Genomic DNA, 15,189 nt, shown 5'->3' with positions numbered 1-15,189 from the left:
TGGTCGACGCCCACCTGTGAAGGGATTAGTGTCAAGGACATGGGACTCGTACTGACGTTAATCATTGTTGGAGTTATTCTGCTCATCCTGGGCGTCGCCGTGAAGGCAGCGATGTTCCTTTTGTGGATCGGCATCGCCTTGCTGATCATTGGCGCGGTGATGTGGATCCTGCGGGGCATCAAGCGCCGCGTCTAGGCACCCTATACGTAAGAGCGAAGCGGCTGCTGCCACGCCCGGGAATACCGGGATGTGGCAGTAGCCGCTTTTTTGTATGCCAGTGGTGCCTCTGAGAATCCTGGAGGTATCGGCGGGGAACATGGTTTACATCGCACTCAGCGAGCGAGCCGAGGAGGAAGACCAGGGCCGCGATAACATCCGACATCATCGGGCCCCGCGCCGGCTGTGGTTCCAGGAGCCAGGTGGAGCTGCGAACTCAGCGGGAACGTCGCCCGTAGTGCACGAACGCCGGTCCAGGCTGCGCCGCCGTCGGTCTTCGGCGGCCTGCTTTCGTCACCGTGCGTTGCCTCGGTTGCCGCAGCCGTGGCGCTGTATCGGGCCTCGGGAGGACTCTTATCACTTATGCGGACGGCGGGTTTGGCGGCGGCCTGGCGGATGAAGGAAGTGAAAGCCTCGGCGGTGGCCAGCCATCGCAAAGCCTCCCGATGGGCCGAACCGATGATCATGCACTGCGCCGGGCTCCGCGTCGGCAAACGGGTGGTTACCTAGTCGTCTTTGCGGGCCATGGGCAAACGCGCCGTGAAGGTGCTCCCCACGCCGGGCGTGCTTTCCACGGAGAGTGAACCGCCGTGTGCCTCCACCAGATCGCGGGCGATTGCCAGACCCAGCCCGGTTCCCGGGATGCCGGAACGGCGGGCGCTCCGGGAGCGATAGAAGCGGGTGAACAACTGCTCGACCTCCTCGGGGGTCATGCCCTCGCCGGTGTCCGACACCGCAACCACGGCGGAGTCGCCGGTGTTTTCGATCTCCACCGTGATGTGGCCGCCAGCAGGCGTGTACTTCACGGCGTTCGAAACGAGGTTGTCGATCACCTGGCCCAGGCGTTGCGGGTCCGCCCGTAGCGGCAGAACGTCGGGGCCGTCCGCCCGCAAGTCCAGGCCGGCAGCCCGGGCTGCCTGTCCCTGCGATGCCACCGAGGCGCCCACGATGTCCATCAGGTCGGCATCGTCGAGGCGCAGTTCCATGGTGTTCGAAGCGGCCGTGAGCAGGTCGTTCACCAGATGCAGTAGACGCTGCGCATTGCGTTCCGCCACCGCGATGGAGCGCAGGGCCGGGGTCGGCACGCCGGGCAGATCCTGGACCACCTCGAGATAGCCGAGGACCGACGTCAGCGGGGTCCTGAGCTCATGGCTCACGTTGGACAGGAAGCGGTCCTGGGCCTGGTTGGCCTCGATGCGTTCCGTGACGTCCAGGAAGACGATGACGGACCCGGCGAATCCACCCTCCGGATCCGTGAGTCGGCGCGCTGATACGGCAAACGCGCCGGCGTGGCCGTCGGATCCGATCCAGATCAGCTCGTCGGTGAATTCCTCCCGGCGTATGGCGCGGTATACCGGTCGTTCGTGTTCGGGCAGCGGATTGGCCTGGCGTTCACCACGTCGCCCGGCACCGGATAGTAGGAGATCGGCTTCCTGGGGGTCGTCGTTCCCATCGGGGGCTCCCATGAGGTGGTGGCGTCGCTGGGTGTCGTTCATCAGGATGTCGTGGCCGTCGCGGTCCACGGCCACGACGCCGACGTTCGCGGCGTTGAGCACGGCATTGAGGAGGTCTCTCTGGGTGTGCGAGGCATCCAAGGCGTCGGCGACGCGCCGGTCGGCAGCCATCATGCTCGCCACCGCGATGTTCGCGGTCACGCCCAGGGCCACCACGATCACGGGCATGACCAGGGGGCGGCCGAAGGTGGAGAGGTTCAGTTCCAGCCCGTTGTGCCAGTACTGCACCCAGCAAATGAGCAACGTGGAGCAGAATCCGACGATGAGGGTGGCCCGTGGGTGGAGGGCGGACCACGCCATCCAGAACACCGGGATGATGGCCAGCATCGGCAATCCGGTCAGGATCGGGTACGCCCCGGCGGCCAGGAAGAGGATCCCGACCAGGTCGAGCAGCGGGAGCACCCAGTAACTGCCGGGTTTCAAACGCTGCCAGGGGATCACCGCGGCGGCAATGGTCAGGAACGCGATCAGGACCAGGCCGATCTGAAACCACGGGTCCCTGCCGACCTGGGCGTCGGCAAAGAGCAGGTCTACCAGCACCATGAGGGCGGTGGCCAGGGTCAGGGGCAGATGGCTGAGTAAGATGCGTCGACGCAGTGGCAGCTCGCCGAACTGGCGACCACCCATGAGGGCACGCAGCAGCGGGCGGAACGGTGTCATGCGGGGGACGTCCTCGGCGGGTGTGTTCACTGGGGGTGGCAGAAGGCCTCGGTTGCGGCCTTGTAGCCTTGCACGATGATCTCGTCTTCGGCATAGAGGACCGTCTGGGCTGTCGTGTGCTGCCACTTCCCTTCCGGCTGCCGGACCGCAACGACGGTGATGCCGAATTTGTCGCGTAGCCGCAGGACCGCCAACGGCCGGTCCTGGGCGGCCTCCGGTGGACGGGTGCGCACCATCACGAAGTCGTCCTCGATTTCGAGGTAGTCCAGCATCCCCCCACGCACGAGGTGGGCCGTCCGCCGGCCCATATCATGCTCGGGGCGGATCACGTGAACGATGCCCAATTGCCCCAGGATCTCCGCATGGGGTTCGGAGATCGCCTTGGCCCAGATCTCGGCATGGCCAAACTTCACGAGGCGGGACGCGATGAGGATGCTCGCTTCGATGTCATTGCCAACCCCGACGACGACGACGTCCATCTCGTCGATGCCGAGCTCCCTGAGCGTCTCCTCGCGGGTGGCATCGGCGCGGACGACATGGGTGAGGAGCCCGTTAAAGGATTGGACAGTGTCCTCGTCGAGGTCGATGCCCAGGACCTGCGTGCGCTGGGCCTCGAGTTCGAGTGCCAAGGAGCCGCCAAAGCGGCCCAGGCCCATGACACCGACGGTTCTGGCGCCCTTGGGCGTTTGGGGCATGCGTTCGGGGCGTGTGGACTTAGCCAATGAGGGGCCTTTCCTTGGGGTATTCGTAGAGCGGTGCGCGGCTGCGCAGCGCCAGTGCGGAGGCCAGTGTGACCGGGCCCAGGCGGCCAATGAACATGAGGAAGACGAGAATGAGCTGGCCGGCGGGAGGAAGCCCTGCGGTGATTCCCGTCGACATGCCAACGGTTGCGAACGCCGAGACGACCTCAAACAGGAGGCGTTCCTGCCCGAAGTCGGAGATAAACATCAGTGCCATGGTCGAGCCGACGACCAACGCCAAGGCCAGCAAGACGACCGTGATGGCCTGGCGGTGTACGGCTCGTGAGAGTCGTTTTCCAAAGATGTTGACCGCCGTACCGCCGCGCACCTCGGTCCAGAGGATGAAGAACAGGACGGCAAAAGTGGTGACCTTCAGGCCACCGGCTGTGCCTGCCGGACCACCGCCGATGAACATCAGGATGTCCAGGCCCATCCAGGACACCGGATGCAGCTGGCCGATGTCAACGCTATTGAAGCCGGCGGTCCGGGCGACGACTGATTGGAAGAAGCTGGCCAGAATGCGTTGGCCGGCCGGCAAGTCGCCGATCGTGGCGCGGTTCGTCCACTCCACCAGGGTGAGGAATATGGTGCCGGCTGCCAGGAGGATGGCCGATGACCAGAGCACGAGCTTGGTGTGCATGCTCCAATGGGCCGGCCGCTGGTAGTGCCGGCGCAATTCGAAGAGGACAGGGAATCCGAGGCCGCCAGTGATCACGGCGGCGGCGATGGGAAGGCAGATCCACGGATCGCCCACGAAACCCATCAAGTTGTCGGTGTAGAGCGCGAATCCTGCGTTGTTGAAGGCGGAGACGGCATGGAAAACCCCTTCCCAAATCGCGCGCCCCGGGCCATATCCATAACCGAAAAAGAAGCGCAGGGCCAACAGGAGTGCAGTGGCTGCTTCGGTGATGAGCCCGATTTTCAGGACACCGACCAGTACACGTCCCACGTTTCCCACACCCGTTGACTTGGTTTCCGCGGAGGCCTGGAGCTTGGCCCTGAGCCCCAGGCGTCCCGCCAACAGGATGCCCAGGAGGGCGCCGAACGACATGACACCGAACCCTCCGATCTGGATCAGGCAGAGGATGACCACTTGGCCAAACCCGGACCAGTAGGTGGGCGTGTCCACGGTGATCAGACCCGTGACGCAGACGGAGGACGTGGCGGTGAACAATGCATCGAGCCAATCGGCCCCGCCCGGGCCCGCCTTCGACATCGGAAGCATCAGGAGCCCGGTTCCGACCACCACGGCAGAGAAGAACCCCGCGACGATCAAGAGCGCCGGGGTATTCGGCCGATGGCGGCGAATGGCGCCGCGCGCCGGCCGCCGGATGCCGAGCCGCCGGGCCACCCCGGCGATCCGGGTGCGGAGGGGGGAGGCGACGCGGCGCACGCGCCGCTTCCAGCGGGCCCTGAAATGCATGGATACAACGTAGCAGCAGATTTCCCCTCCGCGGTGCTGTGGGCCCGCCGGGCAGCGAGCCGGAATCATGCATCGCGGGTCGTTCACTTCCCGCGGACCAGCGGCCGATCCACGTCGATTCCGATTGAGGGAAAACCTATGAATATCCATGCAAAAAACAGTTTTACGTATGTGCAGATCGGGATCATGCTTTCCAGTGAGCACCATCACAGCTTGGCCTGAAGGAGTAACCCCGTGCACAACACATCCCTGAACCCCCGCGTCATCACCCTGGGCACCGCCGGCGGCCCCCGCTGGTGGACCGGGGAGAACGCCGGCCGCCGCTCGGGAATCGCCACCGCCGTCGTCGTCGGGGAGGCCGTCTACCTGGTCGATGCCGGCAGCGGTGTCGGCAACCAGCTCATGAAGGCCGGCTTCACCACCGGTGACCTCCGCGGTATATTCCTGACCCACCTGCACTCCGACCACACCATCGACCTGGCGTCGCTGGCCATCTTCGGCTTGTTCACGCTGAAACCGGGCCAGGCCCCCATCCAGATCATCGGGCCCGGCGACCGCGGCGCCCTGCCGCCCGCCTCGCCCCGGGCGGCAACCGCGCCACGACCGCTTTATCCCGCGAACCCGACACCGGGAACGGCCGTCATGTTCGACCACCTGATGCAGGCCTACGCCACCGACCTGAACGACCGCGTCATCGATGCCCTCCGCCCCTCGCCGCTGGACCACTTCGCGGCCTCGGACATCGAGATCCCCGCAGGAACCGGCTACCACCCGAATGAGAACCCGACGCCGGAGGCCTTCGTCCCGTTCGAGATCTACCGCGACGAGTTGGTCACCGTCACCGCCACCCTGGTTGAGCACCCGCCGATCGCGCCAGCGTTCGCGTTCCGCTTCGACACGGTCGAGGGATCGGTGACCATCTCCGGCGACACCGCGCCCTGCGAGAACCTCGTCACGCTGGCCCAGGGAACCGACCTGCTGCTGCATGAGGCCATCGACTTCGACTGGGTCCAGCAGATGTACGGATCGGTCGGAACCGAGGCGGCGCAGGCGTCCATGGACCACCACCGGCGATCCCATACCTCCCCGGACCAGGCCATCGAACTGGCCGAACGTGCGGGCGCCCGCAGCCTGGCCCTGCACCACCTGGTGCCGGGAACCACCCCACTCTCCGTCTGGCTGTCCCACGCCGACGGCTTCTCCGGAACCTTCCTGGTCCCGGAGGACCTCGATACGATTTCCTTTGCACGCCTTCCCCTTGAAATGGCAGCCACCCGATGAAAACCACCACCGATAACCCGGCAGTGAACGAACCACTTCTCGTCCCTTCCCTGAACACCCCGCAAATGCGGCGGATCCTGGCCTCTTCCTTCATGGGCAGCGCCATCGAGTTCTACGACTTCATCCTCTACGCGACCGCCGCGTCGCTGGTCTTCAACAAGGTCTTCTTCGTGGGCCTGACGCCGACGGTGGCCATCTTCGCGTCCTTCGCGACCCTGGCCGTCGGCTACCTCGCCCGCCCGGTGGGCGCCATCGTGTTGGGGCACTTCGGCGACAAGCTGGGGCGCAAGGGCGTGCTGATCACCTCCATGACGATCATGGGCGCGGCCTCGATGCTGATCGGCCTGCTGCCCACGACGGCACAGGTCGGCATGATTGCCCCCATCGCCCTGATCGTGCTGCGTGTCGCGCAGGGCCTGGCGGTCGGCGGGGAATGGGGCGGTGCCATGCTCATGGCCTTGGAGCATGCGCCCAAAGAACGCCGCGGATTCGCCGCCAGCTTCGCGAACATGGGCGGGCCTGCGGGAGCGGTGCTGGCCACCCTCGCCGTATCGGCGGTCTCCATCCTCCCCAATGACCAGTTCCTGACCTGGGGGTGGAGGATCCCCTTCATCGCCAGCATCGCCCTGGTCGCCGTCGGGCTCGTGATCCGGCTCAAGGTCGCAGAGTCCCCGCTCTTCCTGGCGCTGGAAGACAAGGCGGAAGAAAAGCGGTTGCCGATCATGGAGGTGCTGACCAAGTACCCGAAGTCCGTCATCAGCGGCACGCTGGTGGGCATGAGCTCATACACCGTGCAGGGACTCATGACGGTCTGGGCGATCTCCTACGTCGTCGACTCCGTCGGGATGGACCGCACGTCGGTGCTGAACATCAAGGCCATCGGCGCCACGCTGACGATCATCGGTGTCTTCTTCGCCGCGCGCTTCTCCGACCGCATTGGACGCCGTCCGGTCATGATGATCGGCATCATCGCCGGTGCAGTGTTCGCACTGCCCATCATGTTCATGCTGCAACTGGGGCAGCTCTGGCTCTTCGCCATTGGACTGTTCGTGGCCAACGGCCTGATCCAGGCCTTCATCTTCGGTCCCTTCGGCGCCTTCACGGCCGAGTTGTTCCCGACCCGGATGCGCTACACCGGCGCCTCGCTGGTCTACCAGGCCTCCTCCACCTTGGGTGCCGGCTTCACGCCGATGATCGTGGCCGGTCTGGTGGTCCTCGGCGGCGGGTCGCTGTGGATCGCCGGGGCCGTGTGGGCTGCCGCATTCCTGGTCGCGGCTTTGGCGATGCGCACGGTGAAGGAAGGCAAGGACGCGGACCTCACGGCAGCGGAGATGTAGGCCAACCGGAGATCTTCCAGCCACGCAGGGGTGGGCATCGAGCTATTCGATGCCCACCTCTGCGTCACGTTCGGCGCCGATCCGTTGGCAGAAATCGACGAACGCCTTCAGGCGCAGGCTCGGCCGCTCCGAGGCCGTGTAGGCGACGCAGATGTCGCTGGTGCCCACGGGGCCGTCGATCTCCACGACGGCCAAGGGGAGGCCGTCGTAGCTCAGGTTGGTCGGCGGACGCTGGACCAGGACCGTGTAGCCCAGCCCCCGGGCCACCATCCCGCGCACGGTCTCGATGCTGGTGGAGCTCCAGGCGATCTTCGGATCCAGACCAGACATGCGCAGGTTGACCAGCTGGTTGTCGCGGACGGTGGGGATGTCCAGGGACACGAAGTCCTCGTCGGCCAGGTCGGCGAGCTTCACGCTGGGGAAGCGGGCCAGGGGATGGTCGGCTGCCAGGAGCACGTAGGGTCGGCCGCGCATCAGCGTGGTTGATTGGACGCGGGGGAGCAGGTGGCGGGTGTGGGTGATGACGGCATCCAGATAGCCGGCGAGCATGCGCTCCTGCAGGTCGCCGCCGTCGCCCTCGATGATGGTGACGTCCAGCCCCGGATGGGGCAAGGTGAACTGCTCGCAGACCACGGGCAGCCAGAAGGGCGAGAGGCTGGTGTAACAGCCGATGACCAACGGGCCGGACAGCGTGCTGTTGCGTTCCCCGATCCGGTCCTGGACTTCTTCGGCGTGGTGGACCAGCTGCCGGGCATCGCCCAGGAATTGGATGCCCACGGCGGTGAGCACCACCCCGCGCGCCCGGTGGCGCACCAGCAATTGGGAGCCGACGACGCGTTCGAGCTCGCCCATGGCCTGGGACATGGCGGCCTGGGAGATGTGGCAGGCGGCGGCAGCGCCGGAGAAGGAGCCGTTGTCGGCGACGGCGACGAAGTACTGCAATTGCCTGAAGGTGTAGTTGACCACCCGTTCAGCGTAGGCGAGCCGCGTGTTCGGTGGGAGCCGCGCTAGGACAAGCGGGCAGGATCCACGTCCGACGGCGGCACCACGTGGGCCAGCTGCCTCAATGCATCGCGCAACCGCAGGGCACCGAGGTGGCTGTTCTCCACCTGGGCGCGCGCGGATCGGGCCAGGTCCGGATGATCGGTCACGACGCCCGCGACGCCGTCGTACATGTATTTGCGGATGCGGTCCTCGCGGTTGACAGTCCAGACGTAGACCGGCTTCCCCTGCGCGCGGGCCTCCTCCAGCAGGCGGGGGGAGTATGAGGCCTGCTCGACCACCAGGAAATCGCAGTTGACGTCGGGGGCACCACCGGCGGTCATCGCGATCGTGTACCCGACGGACAGATCGGGGCGCCGGGCCTTCAACGCCTCCACCAGGTCGGCATCCAGGGAGTGGTAGATGTTGTCCTCCAGCGGGCCCACACTCTGGAGCTCGGCGATGAACCGGTCCATGAAGTCGGGGGTCTCGTGGCCGTGGACCTTGGGCTCGATGAGGAGCTTGATGCCCAGTTTCCTGGCATGGCGGACGTAGTCCACCATCGAGGGGATCGTGTCGGAGAAGCCGCGGGAGCTGACGGTGATCTTCTCGGCCTGCGCCAGCGTCAGGTCATAGGTGTTCACGTTGTGGCCCGAGAGCACCAGCAGGTTCGTGTCGTGGCTGGCGATGAAATGCCCGTCCTTCGTCTGCTGGACGTCGACCTCGACCACATCGGGGTGTTGGGCGGCGGCCGCATCCAGGGCACTGATCGTGTTCTCCACCCCGCCCCAGACATAGCCCCGATGGGCGATCACCAGCGGGTCGGCGGTCTGCACCGGGGCGGCCGCCACCGATGGCGCACCCATGACCGCCATGACCAGTGCCGTGGCGCCGGCCCCGAGACGGAATGCCAGGCGTCGTCCGTCGCGGGCGCCGGTCCCGGCGGCAGTATGCGGCCGCTGAGGCCCTCCGGGAACGGTTTCGCCGCGATGCGGTTGGCGGGGCAGGAGGACATGGATGATCGCGACGGTGGCGCCGACCAGGAGCACGAAGGTCAGGGCCTGGCTGAAACCCTGACCCACCACGGCGACCAGACGCGAGTCGCTCTGCAAGAGAACGCCGGGCAGCTCGGCCAGCGCGGCCATGGCACGGCCCGGTACCTGGTAGGCCAGGAGCACGGCGGCGGCGGGGGAGACCAACAGGAGCGGAAGGTGCAGGCGACGACCGCTCGTCGTTTTCCAGCTGGCGGCCATGGCGCGCAGCGGGCTCAGACGTTGCATCACCACGGCCGGCAACGTCGCGATCAACCGCAGGTTCAGGTAGAACAGTGCGCTGGTCATGCCCAGGTAGATGGCGATGCTCAGCGGCTTCTTCAGGTACTCGGCCGTGACGAAGGGGGCGATGCCGATCTGATGCGTCAGTGGAGAGAGCTCGCCCAGGCCGCTGATGGGCAGGAGCAGCAGCAGGTACAGACCGGTCACCGGCGCCTGCCATCCCATGGCCCGGCCGGTGGAACGCAGGGCCCGGCGCCCCGTCGTGGGACCCGGATGCGGCGAACCGGTGTCCAGGGCGTGGGCGAGGGCGATGACCGAGGTGTACTGCAGGCACAGCACCCCCGTGGACACCAGCCCCATGGCCAGAAGCCAGAGGAACGACGTCGGGTGCTGCAGCAGCAGGGAGAAGCTCTGGTCGGTCAGGTTCGGCGTTCCGAGGGCTTCCAGCGCGCCGCGGAACAGGAACCGCACGACGGGGACCACCAGCAACAGGACGAGCCCTTGCCAGAGGACCAGTGCGCCGGCGAGCGTGGACAGGTTGCGCAGGGACCAACGGCGCCCGGTCCGGGGCACCACGAGGTCACCCTGCAGGGCAGGATCTTCCTGCGCGTGTCCGCGTTGGCCGATGGCGCTATCCCCCGTTCGTGGCTGGTCCGGTGGTACCGTCCGTCCGGCGCGGTACACGAAATCTTCCGCTTCAATTTACCAACGGTTCACCTGCGCCTCCACATTTTGGGACCCGCGCCACGTCCCGGTGATCGGCCACAGACGGGCCGGAGGCGGTGTGCCTACCATGGGGCATGGCACTTCGACTGAGTGAAATTGTCCTGGAAAGCCGGTCCCCGGAGCAGCTGGCGCGGTTCTGGTGCGCTGCACTGGACTACGTCGTCCTGGACCAGGAGGAGGACGGGTCCCTGGAGATCGGACCGTCCGGCGGATTCGGTGGGCCGCAGCCCACGATCATTTTGAGCGCACGTGCTGAGCCCACTCCGCAACGGGGGCGGCTGCACTTCGACCTCAACGCCATGGCTTCGACCCAGGAGAATGAAATCCAGCGCCTCCGGGAACTGGGCGCCACGGACCTGGACATCGGACAGAGCCGCGATGAGGGCTGGGTGGTCTTGCAGGACCCGGAGGGCAACGCGTTCTGCGTGCTGAAGGCGGTACTGACGCCATGAGTGGAGTCCGGCGCGCCGGCATGAGGAAACTGTTCTGGCGTCCATCCGAGGGGCCCTTGACGACAACATGGTTTTGGCCGGTCGTCTATGTCCTCGGAACGATCGTGATCTCCCTGCTGCTGATGCAGTACCGGCCCGATCCGCACAGCGCGTGGGTCGGCTGGCTCTGGCCGGGAAGCCACGACGGAGCGTCCACGATGCTGCAGGTGGTGGCGACATCGATCATGACGGCCGCGACCATCACCTCCTCGCTCACCGTCGTCGCATTGCAGTTGGCCTCGCAACAGTATTCACCTCGGTTGTTGCGGGAATTCGCCCGGGACAGGTTGATCCAGGGAGTACTGGGGCTCCTCGTCTCGACCTTTGCCGCAGCCCTCATGGCGTTGCGCGCCATCGCAGACTCGCGGCCGATGCCGGTTGCCCTGGTTTTCCTCGTGATGGTCATGGGCTTCGCGTCGGCATGCGCGCTGTTGTTGTTCGTGGGGCACATCGTCAAATCCCTCCGCGTGGAAAGCATGATGGCCGCCACTCATCGCGAAGCGGTGGCCGTCATTGAACGGGAGAGCCACCCCCACGGCCAGATCCGACCCCCGGAGGGCCCGGAATCGGTGCGCCGAACGGATGGACGGACCGTAAAAGCCGTGCGTGGTGGCTTCGTGCGTGGCGTCGATATTTACGGGCTGATGAAGTTGGCAGATCACGAAGGGGTCGTCCTGCAGCTCTTCTGCCAGCCGGGCGACAACATAGCACGGGGCGCACCGGTGGCGGAGGTCTTTGGCGGCAGCCGCGACGAGTCGGCCACCGCGGACCTGGACGCCCTGGTTTGCCGGACCTTGGACATCGGCTTCGAAAGGACCAGCGACCAAGACGCGGCCTTGGGCCTGCGCCGGCTGACGGACATCGCCGTCAAGGCGACCTCCCCGGCCATCAACGACCCGGTGACGGCCTCGAACTCCGTCAACCACTGCACGGATCTTCTCATCCGACTCCAGGGAAAGGACATCGGCTCCCGGATCTTCTTCGGACCCGACGGGGAGCCCCAAGTCATGGTGCCGGGCCGTGACCTGCGCTATTTCCTGGACCTGGTATGCGGACCTATCCGGCGCTATGGGCGGGGAGAACCTCTTGTGCTCAAGGCACTTTTGCAACTGCTGCGCGACTGCGCCACTGCGGCCCGTGATGAGGGACAACGGCGCGATATCGCTTTGCAGGTGGAGCTGATCGTGGCCGAATTGCCCGACCAGCTGCTGGACTACGACAGGGACTCCGTGCAGGCACTTGCCGATAGCGTCGGGTATGCCTTGTCGGGGGACATCACCGCCGCCTATCTCGATCGGGCGGGTGAAACCCGGTCGACGTGATCCGTCGGTGGCCCGGTGGCAAGCCGACCGTCACACCCGGGCCATCGGTGGAATCGGCCCCGTGGATGGTTTTCGTTCCCGGCGTGGATCAACTCCGCGTCGAGGGCCTGTCCACCGCACTCTGCTTTGGCAGCACACCCGAACAGGCCAGGACCAGCAATCCGGCCAACGGTACGACGAGCAGTCCGGTGGCCAGCGACGTGCGGTCGGCAATGGCCCCGACGATCGGCGGGGAGAACAGGAAGCCCAGGCGCATCAGCCAGCCCAGGACAGTCAGGCCAGTGCCGGGACGGAGGCCGGGCAATTCGTCGGCGGCGTGCATCGCGGCGGGGACGAGGGTGGCGGTGCCGAATCCCGCGAGCCCGAAGCCGATGATAGTGCTCGGCACGCTGGGGAAGGCGAGAGCCAGCCCAAAGGCGAGGGCGATCAGGACGCCACCGGTCCGGGCGACGGTACGCTGGCCGAACCGGTCCACCAGCCGGTCGCCGATCATGCGGCCGATGAACTGGCAGCCGACCAGGGCGACGAAGCCCAGGGCGGCCACCGGCGCGATGGCCCCAAGGGATCCCTGGAGATAGATTGCCGCCCAGGAGCTACCGGCGTCCTCCACCAGCGTGCCGCCGATCGCGACGAGCACCAGCGCCGTGAGGATTCCGGCAAGTCGCAGCCGTGAGAGGCGCGCAGGCGATGGGACGGCCTCGTCTGCTGTGGCGTCATCGGGGTCGATGGTGGTGCTCCGGCGCGGTTCGGCGCCGGGCAGGAGCAGGGGCAGGGCGATGAGGGCGACGGCGCTGAACACGGCCAGGGAGATCGCCAGGTGGATGCCGCGCGGGATGTCGAGTCCGGCGGCCGCACCGCCGAGCAGGCCACCGATCATGGCGCCGACGCTCCAGACGGCGTGGAACGAGTTCAGGATCGAGCGGCCGTAGGCGCGCTGGACGCGCAGGCCGTGGGAGTTCTGGGCGACGTCGGTGATCGCATCCATGGCACCACCCAGGAAGAGCGCGCCGGCCAGCATCGCCCAGCTCGGGGCCAGGCCGGCCAGCAGGACACCGGTGCCGGTGAGGATCGTGCCGGCGACGGCGACCCGGGAGGAATGGAAGCGACGGATCAGCGACGCGGCGGCCAGCCCGGCGATGAGCGCTCCCAGGGGAAATGCTGCGACGGCGGCCCCAAACGCCGCGTTGGACAGGCCGAGATCCTCTTTGATGCCCGGATAGCGGGGAAGGATGTTGGCGAAGAGGGCGCCGTTGGTCAGGAACAGCAGGGACACCGCCAGGCGGGCGCGGCGGTTGGTCCGGGTGGGGCCGGTTACGGCGGCGGCATTCGAGGGTGTGGGCGTCACCGTCCTACCGTATGTGGCCCGACCACCCGGCGCAGCCTCGACGGGTCATCGGATGCGCTAGGGCCACCAGACCGCGGCGAGCAAGCCGACCCCCGCGACGGCCAACAGGGCGATGGCGATGCAGTAGCTGCGGTACGCGCCGGTGGGATAGGCGCACCCGTCCAGGTCGGCGACGCCGCGGTCGTCGGGTAGGTCGCCGGTCTTCTGCTCCCGGGCGAGGTGGAACTGCGCGGAGAGGTAGCCGATGTAGGCGCGGCCCAGGAACACTGCGGAGAGCACGACGGCGGTGATCAGCACCGCATGCAGCCACTGCGGGGCATGGGCGATGGAGGTGCCGTTCAACCCGACAACAACCAGCACGCCGCCAATTCCACCGCCGATGTAGGTGCAGACCTTCTGGATCCGTTCGTAGCGCAGGAAACGGACGGCAAGGGTGTCCTGATCGGGGTCGTTGGCCACGGGTGGCATGGCTACTTGTCGAACAGTCCGTTGAAGATGCGGTGGAGCAGCTCGCCGAGGGCATCCAGATCGGCGGCCTCCATCGGTGCTTCGCCGGTGGCAGCACGGCTGATGGCACCCACTGCCGTCAGCTCGGCGGCATAGCCGGCGATCACCCTGCCGGTGGACTCGGGAGCGAAGCCGCCGAAACGTTCGACGGCCCGAGCGACGCTCTCGCGGATCTGCGGCTCGTCCGCATCCTGGTCCTCCAAAACGGAGTTCATCGTGTGTGATGCCGAGAGTCGTTCACGGGCGGCGTGGATGGCCTGGGTGACATCGTCCCCGCTGACCTCGACTGCGTAACCTTCCATGGCATGTTCCTTCCGCAGTGCAGGGCCCACGACGATGTGGGTGCAGATAGCTTGGCAGGTGCCCGGCCGGGCGACAAGGGGTGGTTGGTCATGAGCAGTTGGCATCGCCGCCTTTGAGAAAGAGCGTAAAAAACTCACTAGACAACTGTCTAGTGCGATGACAGAGTGAGGCCATGGCTGTAACGCAGCTCACTAGCGTTCTCAATGTCTGTCGAGGGAAAATATGGATTTCGCCAATCACGTCGCCGTCGTTACCGGAGCCGCATCGGGGATGGGGGCCGCGGGGGCGCGGGCCCTGGCCGATGCCGGCGCACGCGTCTATGCAGTGGACCTCCGGCCGGAGGCGCTCGACGCCGCCTGGTCGGGCCACGACTCGGTCACCCCCGTGGCGCTGGATGTCTCCGACTCGGCGGCGATCCAGGCCCTGTTCGAACGGGTCGGGCAGGAGCAGGGGCGGCTCGACATCCTGGTCAATGCCGCCGGGGTGGCGACGCCGAACCGGGAGAAGCAGGCCTGGGTCGACGGCATCAACAACGACATGCTTGCCGCCGCCAAGAAGGGCGAGGCGTACCACCCCGATTTCCTCTCCGGTGTCACCGACGAGGACTTCGACCGGGTGCTGGCTATCAACCTGAGCGGCACCTTCTACATGATCCGCGCCGCGGCACCGCTGCTCAAGCGCGCCGGCGGCTCGATCATCAACTTCGCCTCGGTCGCCGGACTCATGGGGCTGCCGATGCCGGCCTACTACCCGGCCTCCAAGGCAGCGGTGGTCGGGATGACGAAGGCGCTGGCTGCCGAACTGGCGCCCCACAACGTGCGCGTCAACGCCCTGGCCCCGGCCGGCATCAACACCGGGATGCTCACGGCGTCCGGTGACGACCACGTCCAGGCACTGCTCTCCCTGCAGCCCCTCAAGCGGCTCGCAGAACCGGAGGAGATCGCGAAGACCATCTCGTTCCTCGCCTCCACCGACTCGGCGCACTACACCGGACAGGTCTTCTCGCCCTCCGGTGGAGCCGTCATGACGTCCTGACCGGCCGCCGACGTTTCAGACCCATCCCCAGCCC

General features: G+C 66.6%; 14 protein-coding genes. 6 read left to right on the top strand and 8 right to left on the bottom strand.

Annotated elements, in window-relative coordinates:
• The first annotated feature begins 39 nt into the window (after positions 1–39).
• Positions 40–195 carry a hypothetical protein gene (locus tag AC1MEQ_RS05210; protein WP_479794574.1) on the top strand — a complete coding sequence of 52 codons (156 nt, stop codon included), beginning with the start codon at positions 40–42 and terminating at the stop codon, positions 193–195.
• Between the two features lie 527 nt (positions 196–722).
• Here AC1MEQ_RS05210 and AC1MEQ_RS05205 read toward each other — a convergent pair.
• Genes AC1MEQ_RS05205 through AC1MEQ_RS05195 form a run of 3 tightly spaced genes read right to left on the bottom strand, consistent with a single transcriptional unit; the run spans position 723 to position 4,553 of the window.
• A complete protein-coding gene (locus AC1MEQ_RS05205) occupies positions 723–2,390 on the bottom strand; it encodes a sensor histidine kinase (protein WP_479794572.1) in 1,668 nt (555 codons plus the stop codon).
• A 26-nt stretch (positions 2,391–2,416) separates the two neighbouring features.
• Positions 2,417–3,085 carry a potassium channel family protein gene (locus AC1MEQ_RS05200; RefSeq protein WP_479796066.1) on the bottom strand — a complete coding sequence of 223 codons (669 nt, stop codon included), beginning with the start codon at positions 3,083–3,085 and terminating at the stop codon, positions 2,417–2,419.
• Positions 3,086–3,104: 19 nt separating this feature from the next.
• Positions 3,105–4,553 carry a TrkH family potassium uptake protein gene (locus AC1MEQ_RS05195; RefSeq protein ID WP_479794570.1) on the bottom strand — a complete coding sequence of 483 codons (1,449 nt, stop codon included), beginning with the start codon at positions 4,551–4,553 and terminating at the stop codon, positions 3,105–3,107.
• Positions 4,554–4,787: 234 nt separating this feature from the next.
• On the opposite strand from AC1MEQ_RS05195, the gene AC1MEQ_RS05190 reads away from it, so the two are divergent.
• Positions 4,788–5,834 carry an MBL fold metallo-hydrolase gene (locus AC1MEQ_RS05190; RefSeq protein WP_479794568.1) on the top strand — a complete coding sequence of 349 codons (1,047 nt, stop codon included), beginning with the start codon at positions 4,788–4,790 and terminating at the stop codon, positions 5,832–5,834.
• Positions 5,831–7,171 carry an MFS transporter gene (locus tag AC1MEQ_RS05185; RefSeq protein WP_479794566.1) on the top strand — a complete coding sequence of 447 codons (1,341 nt, stop codon included), beginning with the start codon at positions 5,831–5,833 and terminating at the stop codon, positions 7,169–7,171. The genes AC1MEQ_RS05190 and AC1MEQ_RS05185 overlap by 4 nt, the downstream gene beginning before the upstream one ends.
• 42 nt (positions 7,172–7,213) lie before the next feature.
• Here the strand turns inward: AC1MEQ_RS05185 and AC1MEQ_RS05180 are convergent, their stop codons facing one another.
• Both AC1MEQ_RS05180 and AC1MEQ_RS05175 read right to left on the bottom strand, forming a co-directional pair.
• Positions 7,214–8,137 (bottom strand): LysR family transcriptional regulator, encoded by a 924-nt coding sequence (locus tag AC1MEQ_RS05180; RefSeq protein WP_479794564.1) that lies wholly within the window; start codon positions 8,135–8,137, stop codon positions 7,214–7,216.
• 41 nt (positions 8,138–8,178) lie between these two features.
• The gene (locus AC1MEQ_RS05175) at positions 8,179–10,002 is read right to left on the bottom strand and encodes a glycerophosphodiester phosphodiesterase family protein (RefSeq protein WP_479794562.1); all 1,824 of its coding nucleotides are present in this window, start codon (positions 10,000–10,002) and stop codon (positions 8,179–8,181) included.
• 224 nt (positions 10,003–10,226) lie between these two features.
• On the opposite strand from AC1MEQ_RS05175, the gene AC1MEQ_RS05170 reads away from it, so the two are divergent.
• Both AC1MEQ_RS05170 and AC1MEQ_RS05165 read left to right on the top strand, forming a co-directional pair.
• Positions 10,227–10,604, top strand: a complete 378-nt coding sequence (locus tag AC1MEQ_RS05170) for a VOC family protein (RefSeq protein ID WP_479794561.1) — start codon at positions 10,227–10,229, stop codon at positions 10,602–10,604.
• Positions 10,605–10,660: 56 nt separating this feature from the next.
• On the top strand, positions 10,661–11,965 hold the full coding sequence (locus tag AC1MEQ_RS05165) for a DUF2254 domain-containing protein (protein ID WP_479794560.1): 1,305 nt from the start codon (positions 10,661–10,663) through the stop codon (positions 11,963–11,965).
• Between the two features lie 88 nt (positions 11,966–12,053).
• On the opposite strand, the gene AC1MEQ_RS05160 is transcribed toward AC1MEQ_RS05165, so the two are convergent.
• The 3 genes from AC1MEQ_RS05160 to AC1MEQ_RS05150 are packed head-to-tail and all read right to left on the bottom strand — an operon-like array spanning position 12,054 to position 14,119.
• Positions 12,054–13,310, bottom strand: coding sequence for an MFS transporter (locus tag AC1MEQ_RS05160; RefSeq protein WP_479794559.1), 1,257 nt, complete (start codon positions 13,308–13,310; stop codon positions 12,054–12,056).
• 57 nt (positions 13,311–13,367) lie between these two features.
• Positions 13,368–13,769: a hypothetical protein gene (locus AC1MEQ_RS05155; protein WP_479794558.1), complete on the bottom strand. Its 402-nt coding sequence runs from the start codon at positions 13,767–13,769 to the stop codon at positions 13,368–13,370.
• 11 nt (positions 13,770–13,780) lie between these two features.
• The gene (locus tag AC1MEQ_RS05150) at positions 13,781–14,119 is read right to left on the bottom strand and encodes a hypothetical protein (RefSeq protein WP_479794557.1); all 339 of its coding nucleotides are present in this window, start codon (positions 14,117–14,119) and stop codon (positions 13,781–13,783) included.
• Positions 14,120–14,342: 223 nt separating this feature from the next.
• On the opposite strand from AC1MEQ_RS05150, the gene AC1MEQ_RS05145 reads away from it, so the two are divergent.
• Positions 14,343–15,155, top strand: a complete 813-nt coding sequence (locus tag AC1MEQ_RS05145) for an SDR family NAD(P)-dependent oxidoreductase (protein WP_479794556.1) — start codon at positions 14,343–14,345, stop codon at positions 15,153–15,155.
• Positions 15,156–15,189: the final 34 nt, after the last annotated feature.

This window comes from Arthrobacter sp. ASL1 (genome assembly GCF_056680475.1).
Note: the sequence above shows the minus strand (reverse complement) of the source record. Positions and strands in the feature narration are given on the sequence as shown.